15 protein-coding genes are annotated in these 14092 nt (G+C 45.1%); 5 read left to right on the top strand and 10 right to left on the bottom strand.

The features are described 5' to 3' along the window. Nucleotides 1–73 precede the first annotated feature (73 nt). The 4 genes from NSS94_RS09905 (at nt 74) to NSS94_RS09890 (ending at nt 3333) form a co-directional block, all read left to right on the top strand. Nucleotides 74–1108 carry a C40 family peptidase gene (locus NSS94_RS09905; RefSeq protein ID WP_318626687.1) on the top strand — a complete coding sequence of 345 codons (1035 nt, stop codon included), beginning with the start codon at nt 74–76 and terminating at the stop codon, nt 1106–1108. Between the two features lie 270 nt (nt 1109–1378). Next, nucleotides 1379–1909 carry a GNAT family N-acetyltransferase gene (locus NSS94_RS09900; RefSeq protein ID WP_340885064.1) on the top strand — a complete coding sequence of 177 codons (531 nt, stop codon included), beginning with the start codon at nt 1379–1381 and terminating at the stop codon, nt 1907–1909. 202 nt (nt 1910–2111) lie between these two features. Continuing rightward, the gene (locus tag NSS94_RS09895; RefSeq protein WP_029514757.1) at nt 2112–2483 is read left to right on the top strand and encodes an iron chaperone; all 372 of its coding nucleotides are present in this window, start codon (nt 2112–2114) and stop codon (nt 2481–2483) included. 172 nt (nt 2484–2655) lie between these two features. Then, a complete protein-coding gene (locus tag NSS94_RS09890) occupies nt 2656–3333 on the top strand; it encodes a tetratricopeptide repeat protein (protein ID WP_029514758.1) in 678 nt (225 codons plus the stop codon). A 102-nt stretch (nt 3334–3435) separates the two neighbouring features. Here the strand turns inward: NSS94_RS09890 and NSS94_RS09885 are convergent, their stop codons facing one another. The 10 genes from NSS94_RS09885 to NSS94_RS09840 form a co-directional block, all read right to left on the bottom strand. Then, a complete protein-coding gene (locus NSS94_RS09885) occupies nt 3436–4080 on the bottom strand; it encodes a GDSL-type esterase/lipase family protein (RefSeq protein WP_039274815.1) in 645 nt (214 codons plus the stop codon). 71 nt (nt 4081–4151) lie between these two features. After that, complete coding sequence (locus NSS94_RS09880; protein ID WP_039274816.1) at nt 4152–4574, bottom strand: GNAT family N-acetyltransferase; 423 nt, start codon at nt 4572–4574, stop codon at nt 4152–4154. 43 nt (nt 4575–4617) lie between these two features. After that, nucleotides 4618–5172: a nucleotidyltransferase family protein gene (locus NSS94_RS09875; protein ID WP_039274819.1), complete on the bottom strand. Its 555-nt coding sequence runs from the start codon at nt 5170–5172 to the stop codon at nt 4618–4620. A 19-nt stretch (nt 5173–5191) separates the two neighbouring features. Beyond that, the gene (locus NSS94_RS09870) at nt 5192–6445 is read right to left on the bottom strand and encodes an MDR family MFS transporter (protein WP_029514763.1); all 1254 of its coding nucleotides are present in this window, start codon (nt 6443–6445) and stop codon (nt 5192–5194) included. Between the two features lie 56 nt (nt 6446–6501). Further along, on the bottom strand, nt 6502–8217 hold the full coding sequence (locus NSS94_RS09865) for an ATP-binding protein (protein ID WP_341039230.1): 1716 nt from the start codon (nt 8215–8217) through the stop codon (nt 6502–6504). A 49-nt stretch (nt 8218–8266) separates the two neighbouring features. Further along, entirely contained in the window at nt 8267–9331 is a 1065-nt protein-coding gene (locus NSS94_RS09860) for a cobalamin B12-binding domain-containing protein (RefSeq protein ID WP_069011378.1), read from the bottom strand. 192 nt (nt 9332–9523) lie between these two features. Next, nucleotides 9524–9985, bottom strand: a complete 462-nt coding sequence (locus tag NSS94_RS09855; RefSeq protein WP_029514766.1) for a MarR family winged helix-turn-helix transcriptional regulator — start codon at nt 9983–9985, stop codon at nt 9524–9526. Nucleotides 9986–10184: 199 nt separating this feature from the next. Next, nucleotides 10185–10634 (bottom strand): VanZ family protein, encoded by a 450-nt coding sequence (locus tag NSS94_RS09850; RefSeq protein WP_341039229.1) that lies wholly within the window; start codon nt 10632–10634, stop codon nt 10185–10187. Further along, nucleotides 10634–11302 carry a ribose-5-phosphate isomerase RpiA gene (gene rpiA, locus NSS94_RS09845; protein ID WP_068940619.1) on the bottom strand — a complete coding sequence of 223 codons (669 nt, stop codon included), beginning with the start codon at nt 11300–11302 and terminating at the stop codon, nt 10634–10636. The genes NSS94_RS09850 and rpiA overlap by 1 nt, the downstream gene beginning before the upstream one ends. A gap of 60 nt (nt 11303–11362) precedes the next feature. Then, the gene (locus NSS94_RS09840) at nt 11363–11833 is read right to left on the bottom strand and encodes a GNAT family N-acetyltransferase (RefSeq protein WP_341039228.1); all 471 of its coding nucleotides are present in this window, start codon (nt 11831–11833) and stop codon (nt 11363–11365) included. A 466-nt stretch (nt 11834–12299) separates the two neighbouring features. Between NSS94_RS09840 and NSS94_RS09835 the strand changes: the two genes are divergently transcribed. After that, nucleotides 12300–14069: a methyl-accepting chemotaxis protein gene (locus NSS94_RS09835; RefSeq protein ID WP_029514770.1), complete on the top strand. Its 1770-nt coding sequence runs from the start codon at nt 12300–12302 to the stop codon at nt 14067–14069. Nucleotides 14070–14092: the final 23 nt, after the last annotated feature.

Genomic DNA, 14092 nt, shown 5'->3' with positions numbered 1-14092 from the left:
ATTTGGTACACAACTAATCGGAGGCAGCCTCGTACAACTTAGATGAACATATTCACAATGAGGTGATGACAGCATGACAATCAACAAGAAAGCATTGCTAGCTCTGCTAGCAGTATCACTGCTCCAAGCAAACCCGTCGTATGCGAAGTCGGTACCGCTGACTCCGGTGACGACCGTTTATGTAGATGACCGCCCACTTCAGCTTGCTGCCCAGCCGCTGCTGCTAGAAGGAACAGCGCTCGTCCCGATGCGCCAGTTGTTTGAGGCACAAGGAGCCGAGCTTTCCTGGAACGCATCCAGCAAAACCGTAACAGCTACCAAAAATGAAGCGGTGCTGACCTACCGTATGGGGGAACTTGCTGCCACCTTAAACGGCAAAACGCTGTCCCTGAATGTTCCTGGACAAATTGTTGAGGGCAACACAATGATTCCACTACGTTTTGTGAGCGAGGCACTTGGGAGCACAGTGAAGTGGGATGCCCTGACCCGAGCGATTCGGATTGTCTCCAGTAACGATTTTTTTACAACGGTTCTTTCGGGAGTCAACCTGCGCAGCAAACCGGATTCGTCGGGAGCTTCCCCTTCCCTGCGGCTTATTCCAGCCAACGAAAAGGTTCATGTCATCCGTGAGATCAATGCCCTCTGGTTGGAAGTGCGCACTAAAGACAACCTGACCGGATACATATCGGCTAAACCCAAATACAGCGATTATACCAGCTCATCCCTGGTGGAACGGCAGGGAGATGAACTCATCGCCTACGGAGAGAAATTCCTTGGTACTCCTTATGAATTCGGCGCAGCAAGCGGCCAGACATCGACCTTTGATTGTTCTTCTTTTGTGGGGGAAGTGTTCCGACATACGCTCTCCATCGACCTCCCCCGTGTCTCTTACGATCAGGCTAAAGAAGGCCAGAAGGTCGGGCTAAACGAGCTACGTAAAGGCGACCTGCTGTTCTTCAGCGCACGCGACCTGGAGATCGGCCATGTGGCGATCTATGCAGGGAACAACAAATTGTTGCATACATTCTCCAAAGAACGTGGCGTTCATTTTGACACGCTTGATGGTAAATGGCAGAATCGTTTCGTAACAGCCCGCAGGCTGTTTTAAGACAAACTGGATGGCTAATAATAGCGGGCTATTCCAGTACCACATTCAATATTTTCTGTTTGCATTTTTGCCGGACGCCTCCCTTGCGGTTTGCGTTCAGGTGGCAAAAGGTATTGATTCGTTCCCATTGTTCAACACGTAATTCGATCCTCTTCTCTAGCACTTTCTCTCAAAATCTTGGATCTTCCCCATCAGATCTGCTTAAATAGGATTAATAGAATGTGCAGAAAACACGAATATGTATGCTAATTATAGACAGGAGGAATCGTTATGCAATTTGAGACAAAACGGCTCATCATTCGTGATATTTGTACATCCGATTGGGGAAGTATACATACCTACACGTCATTGCCTGAAGTTACTAGGCACACAGCATGGGGACCCAATACAGAAGAAGATACAAAGGCATATATAGAACAAGTTCTAGCCTCACAGCAGGAAAAGCCACGACAAGACTACGAACTAGCCATATGTCTGAAAAACACTGGAATCCTGATCGGCGGTGTTGGTATTCATGTCAAAGATACTAATGCAGAAATGGGCTATATTCTAAACCCAGATTATCAAGGAAAGGGTTATGCAACAGAAGCGGCACGAGCCCTGCTAGGCTTTGGATTTAGCACACTTGATGTCCATCGTATTTATGCAACATGTCGTCCAGAAAATAAGGCTTCTGAGAAGATTATGCAACAGATCGGAATGCAACGTGAAGGTATAATGCGAGAACACTGGTACTACAAAGGCGAATTTCACGATTCATATTTGTACTCTATTCTTTCTGAGGAATATAACAGGACATAAAAGGTATTGTTTACATCTTGGGAAGCATGTTGCTGCGATAAATTGATAGTAAACCATTTTGACTATCTAGTTTGAAAATATATATCGTTGGAAATAGGTGTTGTTAAGAACGTGTCTGAGCCATTCTATGAGGAGTTTTAACGACAAATAGGTTCGAGGAACTTCTCTGAACGATACAATTTTTAATTAAGGAGGGAACAACATGGAAGCTTTTGCAGAATATTTAGCGCATATTGATAACCCCCAACATCGGGCTCGAACGCAAGAAGTATTGGCTTGGGTAACCAAGAAATTTCCAAATTTAATGCCAAAAATTGCGTGGAATCAGCCTATGTTTACGGATCACAGCACATTTATTATTGGCTTTAGCGTAGCCAAACATCATTTGGCCGTTGCCCCTGAAAAGGCAGGGATTAATCATTTTTCTGAGTTAATTGTGCAGGCTGGCTATGATCACACCAAGCAGTTGGTACGTATCCAGTGGGATAGTCCAGTTGATTTCTCATTACTTGAGAAAATGATCGAGTTTAATATTTTGGATAAGGCAGACTGTTCAACCTTTTGGCGGGAATAAAAAAAGGTTCCTTTTCTCGTAAAACTATACACCGAGCATCACAAATAAGTGTTTTTCTTCTCACCCCCTCTACCATCCTTCGAAATCTCATCAGGCTAATGCCCCTTAAAGCGGCTTTATGCTATAATGTGGAAAGTATGGATTGTTACATGCACAGGAGGATTGGAGAAAAATGATTGGGAAATTTTTAATTTTCTCTCTACTATGGAGTTTGCTCGGCAACCCGTTTCTGGCACTGCTCGTACTCTTAATCGTGATCTATATATTGGATCGTAGCTTTGTCGGTGTATTGCCCAGCATCAGCAAACCATGGAAAAGAAGACGCAATGCCGCTCGATTGCGCCAACAGATTGCGCTAAACACCAACGATGTGGCTGCTAGGTTCGATTTGGCTCGTATCTGGATCGAAAGCAAGAAATATCCGCAGGCTTTGGAGCTCTTATTGGAAATTCAATCCCGTTATGAAGACTCAGCAGACTATTGGAACGCACGGGGAACGGCTGAAGTACATACAAACCATCTGGAGGATGGAGAACAACATTTACTAAAAGCACTGGATATTAACCCGCGGGTACAGTACGGTGAGCCTTATTTGCATTTAGCCGCTGCTTTCAAGGAACGTGACGTCAATAAGTCGCTTCATTATCTGCAGCAATTTCAGGAGATTCAGTCTTCTTCCAGCGAGGGTTATTATCTGACAGGCTTGATGTACCGTATGCTGGGACGCAAGGATGAAGCCACTATAGCCTTTAACCAGTCCATTGCCGTCTATCGCTCTCTACCCAAATACCGCAAACGAAGTGAGCGCAAGTGGGCTGCGCGTAGCTTATTTCGTAAATCAATCGGCTAAACAGCGCCTACTAACGCAAACAAAGAGGTTCATAATGGTCAGTTTCTACTGTCATCATGAACCTCTTTCTTTAATATACTTTGTCTGATCCAAAGCATCCTCTCACGCTCGCCTTAATGGCGCATAACCAAGCCGATTCAACTCTTCCGCAATCACACGATAACCACGACTGTTCGGATGCACCCGGTCTAACGAAAGTAGTGCCCGTTCATAGCCCTCAAATGCGGGATAAATATTCGCCACCCGGTAATTCGGTCCGCCTAATGTATAGAGAAACGAGTTGTACTGACGCACATATACTCCCGCCTCCCTTACTTCTGGAAAAGGATTATATAATCCCACCATTCGAATGATAAATGGCTCACGCTGACCGGACTTTATCTGATACAGGGCATGTACAATTTGGCGTACATGTTCTTTTGTGTGATTCAACGCTTGTGGAATGGAAGAACCCGATAAGCCGGACCCTCCAGCAAGGGCGCTGATGTATGGGCGCAGATCATTCCCGCCGATCGTTACCGTTATAAGTTCAGCCCGGCTGATCGCCGACCGAAAAAGTGGATTGTTGCGGACCATGGACAGCAACTCCTGCGATGTCAGCCCGTTAATTCCCAGATTCTCGTAACTGACTGGCGTACGCAGATGTCTTTCTGCCATTCGCCGATAGATAGGTACAAATCCGCCGCTCAGCAACGTCCCTGCACCTGTTGTTAAAGAATCTCCAATCGCTGTGTAGTGGTACGCCAATGAAACCCACCTCCCTCTTTCTGCATAACATATCTTATGTAGAAAGAGGGACGCGGGACCCGGAGATTCGCTTATTCTTCGTCTATTTCATATACACAATGGAATTGCCCACCATCCGGCAAATCCTCTGATCCATACACGGCAAAGCCCACGTTGCGGAAAAAATCTGCCCCCTCCGCATCCGTGTCCACAGTAAGCCGTTTTGGATTACGCTCCTGAATGAGCGTAAGTAGCATACCTCTGGCATATCCTCTATGACGGTTTTCAGGCAACACGGCCAGATGGCGAATTACAGTTGTTCCATCCTCCTGGTCCTCAAAGCCGACAATACCTACAATAAGTCCTTCATCTTCTACACCGAACAGCTTCCAGTCATCCGAGGCTTGATAGGTACGTAAAACTGCTTCTCCGCGTTCAGGGTGATCCAGCACGGCGTAGGTTAACAGCTCCAGAACTTCCTCACGATCTGAATCTATTTTTATATTTTTAAACATTGTTTGTCGTCTCTCCTTAATATCCTAAAATTAGGATTTCACTCTAATTCTCCATAATAAGCAACGGCCAGTTATCAAGCCATTGCTTCTCAAATACACGCTGACGATAAGCCGTTGTGTGACGAAACAAAGGGCTTTGTCGTACCCGCATATCCAGCAGATCTTCCAATCCATGCGGACAAATGACCTCTATTTGATCCTTGTCATTCAATCTAACCGCCACCGCCGTTGCCGTCTCTGGCCAGCGGCTCATCGCATCCTCTACCGAGGAATAAGGAGCCTCCCCGTTGCGAAAATGCATCCGAGCCTGATTTTTGACAGACCAATTACGTCCGGCCTGCTTACGGTTCAAGGACAACTCTAGATACTCATCTCGTTCCTCTAGCGTGTTTTTCGGGTCAAAATAGATAACATCTATATCGTTTAAAGGTGTAGCCGTTGTATACCCATGGAGCTTGTCCCAAACGCGGTTACGTACATAGCCTGCGGCAATACATCCTTGCGGCAACTTCAGCTCTCGCACATAGCGCAAGTCTTCCAGTACCTGCGGATCATTCATATATTGTATGACTCGTAGCACATCTTCTTCCGACTTCATCCTGCACTCAACTCCCTTTTTATGATGACAGTTGCTGCACCGATTCTCCTCCTTGAGCCGCGATCCGTGCTGTACGCTGCACCAGGCGGCGGCGTGCGACCAGAAGGAACGGAATGCCAATCACAACCGACAGGGCAACCGGAACAAAAACAACAAGCGGCGCCGTTTGACCATAGATATCCAGCAACCAGCCACCAAATAAAGGAGCCAGCACGCTTCCCAAATTATTAAAGCCGATTGTACCGAAGTAGGTCCCTTTATATTGAGCATCTGCAATTTGGTCAATCAATACGTCCAGCATCGTGAACAATAACACTTCACCAACCGTAAACAGCACCATATCCAGTATAAACATCCAGCCTGAGTTTAGCATACCGCACAGCAACAGGCTGACCGCAATACATATATTCCCTGCAATCAGAGAATTCACCGGGGAAAATCGGCTTGCCAGCCGCACCAGCGGATATTGAAATGCCAATACACAAACCGCGTTGACCGTCAGCATATATGTAAACCATCGAGTTCCTTCCGCGAAGGATAAGGACAAGAATTGAGGCATTGTGGAATTGGAATGCGCATAGCCCATCACACAAAATACCGTTCCCAGCAAAATCGGCATAAACACCGGATCACGGCTGGCTGTACGGAATGCCTCAGCCATTCGCAGTGGAGCCTCTCTCGCCGTTGTACCTATATGCAGATCCGATGCATAACGGGCAAATTGGATCAACAACAGTACTCCGTATAGTGCGTACACACCAGCAGCTACCATGAACGGCGTACCATTGGATGCAGATCCTAACATCAAACCAAGCAACGGCCCTGCCACTACCCCAACATTAATGGCCGCATATCTCATATTATAGATAAGCAGTCTTTTCTCCTTGGGGGTTACATCTGATAACAGCGCCCGCGAGGTTGGCTCGAACAAGGACCTGCACAGTCCATTTAGAGCATTAATGACAAAAAAGGCCCAGGCCGCTTCCGCCAACGCAAAAGCAACGAATACAAGCGCCCAGCTCGCAATGGACACCAACATCACCTTACGCCGTCCGATTCGATCTGAAATATATCCACCGTAAAAGCTGGCAAAAATGCCGACCAACGAGCTTACCGACACGATCACCCCCGTATGAAAGGGGGACACTCCTAAACGGGTGGTAAGGTAAATTGACAAAAACGGGATACTCATGGATGTCGCCATCCGCCCGAAAATAGTACCGACAATAATCGTCCAGGCCAGCGGGTGAATGGAACGCAACTGTTCTTTCATATATGCCTTTACGTTCTCCTTCCGCGTGCAAGTCTAATAAAGGGGGGGGAAACGGTCTAGCACTGGTGAATATAGCGTTCCAGTTCTAAACACGTTGCTTGATAGACAGATTGGAGCGCAGACAACTTCGCTTTCGCATTCTCGAGTCGGTTCTCCCGTGCAAGCTGTTCAATATCGGACAGTAACGAGGACAAACGCCCGACACCCAGACTCACGCTGCCTGATTTCAACTCATGAGCAGCCTCTACTACTTTTGTGGCTTCGCCCGCAGCAGCCAGTTCTCTTAACTTATTGATTTTGGCAGGTGTATCACTTGTATACATTTCGACCAATGACTCCAGTAGTCCCGTGCTGCCATCCTCGTCCAGCAGCATAATTTCACGTATAACTTCCTCAGCCAAAATCGGCTCGGTTTCCGGCTTTGGAAGCCATTTGACAAGCTTTTCAGAGAGCTTTTCAATCGTTACTGGCTTTATCAAGTAATCGTTCACTCCAACCTCCCGGCCCCGTGCCTGATCCTCCTCAGACACATTTCCAGTCAAAGAAATGATCGGTACAGGTGGTTGCTGGTTTTCTGCTTCCCTCTGGCGGATCGCTTTTGCCGCATCATGACCATTTAGCAGAGGCATGTAATGATCCATTAGAATACAAGCGTAGGATTGTTCGGAGGCCGCTCTTACTGCGGCTTGTCCATCCTCAGCAAAATCAATATGCTGGAATCCCAAGTGGTTAAGCTGTAATTGCACCACCTGCCGATTCACCCGATTATCTTCAGCCACCAAAATAGTTTGAGAATGACTATGCTCACGCAGCAACTCGCTAAATGCCTTCAAATCACCATTTTCATGCTTCTCCATTTCGCCTGCCTGCTCCAATCCTTTCATGAGGGGAATTTCAAACCAGAACGTGGAGCCTTGGCCTTCTGTACTGACGACCCCAATTTCTCCCTGCATGAGTTCCACAAATGAACTGCATATCCATAGCCCTAGACCCGTTCCTCCATATTGGGAGGCGCTGCCTTCACCGGCTTGTACATAAGGCTGAAACAGCTTATTCTGATCCTCCGGTGAAATCCCAATACCCGAATCTTGCACCTCAAACCGAACACGTTGGGAGTCTTTTGTTTCCTCCACTAATTTTGTTCGAATGATGAGCAATCCTTCACTCGTAAATTTATTCGCATTGTTCAACAGATTGAGCAAGATCTGCATGATCCTTGCCGAATCTCCCTCCAGATGCTCTGCCACACCGGTATCGGTCTCTATACTCAACCGGTTACCCATCTGATAGATTTGCGGCTCCAACAACTGAGCAACATGGCTCATAATCGCCTGAACTCTGACGTTTCCGATCTCCAGTTCCATCTGTCCTGCTTCCACTTTGGATATATCAAGCAGATTATTAATCATGTTCAATAACAGGGAGGCTGACTCACGTATCACACCGATGGCCTGCCGTTGATCCGGGGAAAGTTTGGATGAACCTAACATTTCGATCATTCCAAGTATTCCGTTCATTGGCGTTCTGAATTCATGACTAACCACAGCCAGAAAAGTGCTCTTTAGGTCATTAGCCCGTACCGCTTCTTCCTTCGTCCGTGATAATTCCGCATTGCTTTTGGCAAGCTGACGCTGCAGATTAACCAGCTCGTTGTTCATCGCTGAAAATTCATTCAGCAGCTTTTCTTCCTCAGCCTTGCTTTTCACTATCTCATCCGTTAATTGTTCGACCGTTTTCCGCAGAACAGCCATTTCTGCTGTCGGTTCCTTCATATTAAAAGGCCCCCTTTACAAAATGACTTACAGGTTCACAAAACCAACCTTATTTCCTGAGCGAAAGTAAGTCACCCGCAACCTCCAGCGCTTCTTCCGCACCTGGTGCGTATCCGTCCGCCCCTACTTCTTGCCACAAGAGGGAATCGAGATTAAAAGGCAAGCCTCCGACCATAATTTTCACATGGCTAGTCGTTGGGTCTTGCCGAATGAGAGCAATCAACTCTTTCACTAGATGGACATGGTAAGCCATGGTAGCTGAGATAGCCACTACATCCGCCTTGTAACTCACAATGGCCTGAAGCAAACTCCGGTTAGGTACATTGGCGCCTAAATAATACGTATCCCAACCATCCATTTCAAATATATCAGCCAGCATACGCACTCCAATTTCATGCTGCTCGCTGCCTACACACGCCGCCACCAGGCAGCGTTCCTTACTTCCACTCCCCATCCATCTGGGATACAGGCTTGAAATAATAAATTGAGTCACGGCAGTGCAAAAATGCTCTTGACCGACGGTGATTTTGCCTTCATGCCATAGACGGCCTATTTCATATTGCGAAATTTGAAAAATATATTTATACGTATGTTGAATAGAGATACCCTCATCCAGCAAGCGAACGATCCAATCCAAAGCCTGTCTGCGATTACCTGAGAGTAAATATTCCAAATATTGAGCCACGTCAGCAGCATAGGGATTATCACCTGTAATAAAAGAGGCATACTCCTCTTTCTTCCCAATTTGCTGTATCCCCAAATCCAGGTGCTCCAGCACCATGACTTTATTCGTATGATCGAAGTGCTCTACCAACGTCTCCTGGATTAATCTGAAATTGATGCTCAAATCTTCTTGGGTTATCCCGAAACCCTCCAGAAGCTTTTTTAACCAAGAAACATACTGTGTAAATAAAATAGGGCTGTTCATGATTACACTTTCAGCCAAATAGTTCAAACTATATATGGAATCCTGTTTTGTCTTTATTTTACCGTTATCCCCAAAACGCTGCAAAAGATCGGGCTGTAATTCGTATTGCTTATGGGTAACTAATTCAGCCAAAGCTCCTGCTTGCATCAATAGCGATTCACCTGCGGTGTATTGCTGTATACTCATGTACAGCTCCTTCCCCGACAAGGTTTTGTATTCGAAACAGGTACTGGGAATTTGTTCCGGACGTGACTATTAGACAATTATACCTGATTTGCGTCCCTACATTAACCCTACTCCCCCATAATACGACAAAAAAATAAAATACCGAAAAGTCGGTATTTTATCTAAAGCAGATTTAACCTGTACATGCACCGTTTATGATCCGTTACTCTTCTGCCCCTCAGCCGTTAGTCCAAGCTTTTTTAACAGATGAATAGCCTGCTCCTTCTCTTCCACAGATAAGCCATCCACGGTCTCCATAATGACACGATGATGCTGCGGGAATATTTGCTCAAAGAAGTGACGTCCCTCATCAGTCAATTCTGCATAAATCACACGCCGATCATCTTGCGAAGCACGACGGGTAAGCAAGTTTTTCTTCTGAAGTTTATCGACCACGTACGTAATATTCCCACTAGAGATTAGTACCTTTTCTCCAATTTTCTGTAAAGGCTGTGGCCCCCGATAATACAGCAGATCAAGCACACCAAATTCTGTTGTATTTAATCCATGACTATGAATGTCCCGATTCGTACGAGACGTGACCGAATTATAAGCACGAGCCAGAACAACGAACAAGTTAAGTGCTAGGTCCTGATCATCTGGTTTTACAGACATATTAACAGCCTCCGTTACTCATATCTTTATTCCAAGATATCTTAATTGTGCGCTTTTGTCAAGTTTAAGCGTTCCTCCCCCTACTCCTACGGCCTAAAAATGGAGGAATTGTCGTCTATTATGTGAAGATTACAGTTCATTATGTAAAAAAAGTCCGCTCTCAGCCAGTCTTAACACACTGATTCAGAGAGCAGGACGATTATATTGCAATCCCTAACTTCTTACGTAAAAATACGTAGGCAATACGGCCGCATAATACTCCCAGAACATTCAGTATGATGTCATCCACATCCATTGTACCTGCGCCCAGCAGCATTTGGGACACCTCAAGAATGACCAGTGCGATCACTATCGTTAACAACAGACTGCCTATACTTCGCATGGACATCCAAATGATAGGCACAAGGATACCGAAGGGAATGAATACGCCAATATTACCGAGCAAATTAACACCCCATACCCGAAAAGGAAACGACTCCATTGCCCGCCAGTATTGCCTGATCGTATCAAACGGCACAATATTATACGAATACGGGGGTCCTGGCCGTAATGTACGACCAAAACCGAGAAACATCCAATATAATAGAAGTCCTGTATATAAAATCAATAACACCAATGCCACATGATGAAGCAGACGGGTCCTAGACATTACTTGTTACGGACGTCGATCTGTCCATTGGCCCGTGCGATAATCACCTGGTCCGCCATATTAATGAACAGTCCGTTATCGACTACTCCCGGAATTTGGTTCAAGCGGATTTCCAACTCCTGCGGATTCTCAATCGTACCATAGCGACAATCGGCAATATAATTACCGTTATCCGTAAGGAAGCGCTCGCCGTCTTTCATACGCCACTCCGCTTTGCAGCCCGTCTGCCGCAAGGCCTCCAACGTCCATTCACTGGCAAAGGGTACGACCTCAACGGGTAAAGGAAATGCACCCAGTACCTTCACATCCTTGGACTCATCGACAATAATAATTAATCGGTCGCTATTGCTTTCCACAATTTTCTCTCTCAGCAGGGCTCCGCCTCCACCTTTCACCAGTACCAGTTGCTCGTTCACTTCATCTGCACCGTCGATGGTAACATCAAGCCTTCCAATCTGATCAAACGGAATGATGGGAATTCCCAGCTCCCTGGCCTGATCTTCCGAGGCTTGGGATGTAGCTACAGCCTGTATATGTAATCCTTGCGCTACACGCTCACCAATTTTTTGAATAGCCCAAAAGGCTGTCGAGCCTGTACCAAGTCCTACTTTCATACCGTCCTGAATCGCCTCAACTGCTTTTTCAGCCGCTTTTTGCTTCAAATTCATTATCATCTCTCCCGCTATATAGGCTAGTATTGATCATCATCCATTTTATAAGAGAACGCTTTATATTAACAGAGACAGCTTTTTACCATAACAAAGGCTGTTTTCATCGTGTTCATACTCCCCAAATCGTTCAATAGGTTCGTATCCCCGCTTGGTATAGAGAGCAATCGCTTCAGGTTGAGCCGCTCCGGTCTCCAGTTTAATCCTTACCACTCCCCGTTTGCTGGCTTCCTCTTCCAAAAAAGATAATAGGTTCACCGCAATTCCTTGTCTGCGATAAGAGGAATCGACATAAAATCTTTTAAGTTCCATTTCTTCCGCACCTATAGGCCTAAGCCCTCCACAAGCCACCGGTTTTTCGTCCACATACACAACAGCGAAAAACATTTCTTTAACTTTCGGATTGGAAAAATCAACCAAGTAAATTTCATCGGCAGGATACCTTTCCAGCAAGTCCTCATCCAGCCTTTGAATCAACTTATGCAGATCCTCGTGATTACTCTCAACCTTTAAAATCGTAAGCTTGGACATTCTTCTTATCCCTCTTCTCTTTGCATGGATATAAAGACTCATTTGCAAACAATTCACAAAAACCGCGATAAATCAAGCATTTCCAACGTTAAATATGAAAAATGTCCCAAATTGATAAGTGCATTTGACTCTATTATAAAGTATGATGGTTTCTGTTGAATAGTTGCTTATGGACTGTAATGAATTCAAATCTCAAGTTGAAGTATAAATTGGAATATACTGAAACACAGACAGCGTTTACCTATTAAAATTAATTTTTTATTGTGTAAGGTATTCATTTCAAGGGCTTTTCGTACGACATATATATAGGGATATCATACTTGTCTGTAAAAGGACTTAAGACCTATTACATAAAATTCAAGGGTCTATGATCTCGATTATTTTGTTTGTAAGGGGGACTTGATTATCTCATTCGATAAGCGGTTCAACACCATATACAAAAAATACAACCAGGGAGTGGAACATTTTGAAAAAGTGGAGTAGCTTATCATTCTTCACCAAAAACCTATTATTATCCTTCTTCAACATCGTATTGATTGGGCTAGTTCTTATTGTGTCCAGCTATTTGATCCAACGTACGATTTTGATAGACCAATTGCATGGGCAAGTGGAAAAAATCACATTGAAGTGGGCCCAGGGCATTAATTCCGATGAAGTAACCCAAGCGGTTCAAGAGAAAAATTATGATGGACCTATTCAAACCAAACTCCGCGCGTACCTAGATAACATCATGGCGACGAATCCAAATATCTCTCATGCCTATATTTTCGGGACGGAGCTCGAAAATGGCAATCTGACATCTATTGTGGCGATGCCAACGGATCTCAGAGAAGCATTTGAAAAAGATAAGATGCTCGTTGGCTCTATGTATGAGCAACCCAATGTCGTGGCAGTAGGCGTAACCGGTATGCTGGACAGTGGCAAACCAACATTCACCAGCTTCTACGATGATACTTTTGGTACATGGACGACTTTGATGACTCCGATTAAAGATCCAAGTGGCAAAATCTTTGCATATTTTGCAGTCGATGCAGATGCCGGTGCCGTACCTGCTGGATTGACCAAGCTGCTCATTAGCGGCGCTACCATTTTAGTGATTTTCCTACTGATCTGCCTGGCGCTTCAATATTGGGTTGTGAAACGTACGCTGTCCCCGATTAAGCAATTGATGTACGGTATCAGCGAAGTAAGCAGAGGAAATCTGGATGTTCAAATTCATGCAGGTCATGATGATTTGGGACTCGTAAATCAGAATTTCAACGATATGGTAAGTCATATTAACAGCATTATGACTAAAGTGAAGCAGACAACTGATGAAGTCAATGAATCCGCCAAAGAATTACTCGCAATCTGCGAACAAAACGGAATCAATTCCAACATCATCAATCAAAACATCAGTGAAATCACGGAGAATATCCGTTCGCAGGAAAAAGCAACAGGCGATAGTGCACGTGCCATGGCTGAAATGGCTTCGGTCATTCAAAATATTGCCACGAGTTCTTCCAATGTTGCGGAAGAAGCCAATTCGGTAGAGAAACGCTCTAACGAAGGCAACGAGATTGTAAGTAAGGTATCATCCCAAATGCACTTGATTACCGATACAGTAACCAATACTTCCCGTATCATCAAGTTGCTCGACAGTCGTTCGCAGGAAATTGGCAATATCATCAGTACCATTTCAGGCATCTCCAGTCAAACCAACCTGCTCGCTCTGAACGCTTCTATTGAAGCTGCGCGCGTTGGTGAAGAAGGTAAAGGCTTTGCCGTCGTTGCCAGTGAAGTACGTAAGCTGGCAGAACAATCTGCGGAGGCAACCAAACAGATTACATCACTGATTGAAGAAATTCAAAATGAAATCGGACAAGCTGTGAAATCGATGGAGCAAGGAAACGTTGAAGTTCAAAACGGAATCGTCGTTGCTGGACAAGCAGGCGTGCTGTTCAATGATATTCTTCAAGCAACTAAAAATGTAGCATGGCAAATCCAAGAAGTATCCAGCGCTACTGAGCAAATATCTGCGGGTACACAGGAAATGACAGCGACAGCAGACGATCTTTCTTCCACTGTAACCAAAACAGCCAATAACAGTGTTCACATTGTGCAAACGGTGGAGGAACAAAAAGCTTCTTTGGATTCGATTATTGATTCATCCCATAAATTGACATCCATGTCTGAAGAGCTTCAAGAAATTACATCTTATTTCAAAATTGCAGACACCAACCGTAGCAAATCATAATAGCCATTTATCGACTTAAAGTT

It is taken from the genome of Paenibacillus sp. FSL L8-0644, assembly GCF_038008165.1.
In the GTDB taxonomy this organism is placed as follows: domain Bacteria; phylum Bacillota; class Bacilli; order Paenibacillales; family Paenibacillaceae; genus Paenibacillus; species Paenibacillus polymyxa_D.
The sequence above is the reverse complement of the archived record's forward strand: the minus strand, read 5'-3'. Positions and strand labels throughout refer to the sequence as shown.

Coding starts and splice junctions, on each gene's coding strand:
- NSS94_RS09840 (WP_341039228.1), bottom strand. CDS start 11,833: ATGTCCAAGCTTACGATTTTAAAGGTTGAGAGTAATCACGAGGATCTG.
- NSS94_RS09875 (WP_039274819.1), bottom strand. CDS start 5,172: ATGAAGTCGGAAGAAGATGTGCTACGAGTCATACAATATATGAATGAT.
- NSS94_RS09865 (WP_341039230.1), bottom strand. CDS start 8,217: ATGAAGGAACCGACAGCAGAAATGGCTGTTCTGCGGAAAACGGTCGAA.
- rpiA (WP_068940619.1), bottom strand. CDS start 11,302: ATGAATTTGAAGCAAAAAGCGGCTGAAAAAGCAGTTGAGGCGATTCAG.
- NSS94_RS09900 (WP_340885064.1), top strand. CDS start 1,379: ATGCAATTTGAGACAAAACGGCTCATCATTCGTGATATTTGTACATCC.
- NSS94_RS09855 (WP_029514766.1), bottom strand. CDS start 9,985: ATGTCTGTAAAACCAGATGATCAGGACCTAGCACTTAACTTGTTCGTT.
- NSS94_RS09870 (WP_029514763.1), bottom strand. CDS start 6,445: ATGAAAGAACAGTTGCGTTCCATTCACCCGCTGGCCTGGACGATTATT.
- NSS94_RS09850 (WP_341039229.1), bottom strand. CDS start 10,634: ATGTCTAGGACCCGTCTGCTTCATCATGTGGCATTGGTGTTATTGATT.
- NSS94_RS09905 (WP_318626687.1), top strand. CDS start 74: ATGACAATCAACAAGAAAGCATTGCTAGCTCTGCTAGCAGTATCACTG.
- NSS94_RS09860 (WP_069011378.1), bottom strand. CDS start 9,331: ATGAGTATACAGCAATACACCGCAGGTGAATCGCTATTGATGCAAGCA.
- NSS94_RS09895 (WP_029514757.1), top strand. CDS start 2,112: ATGGAAGCTTTTGCAGAATATTTAGCGCATATTGATAACCCCCAACAT.
- NSS94_RS09880 (WP_039274816.1), bottom strand. CDS start 4,574: ATGTTTAAAAATATAAAAATAGATTCAGATCGTGAGGAAGTTCTGGAG.
- NSS94_RS09890 (WP_029514758.1), top strand. CDS start 2,656: ATGATTGGGAAATTTTTAATTTTCTCTCTACTATGGAGTTTGCTCGGC.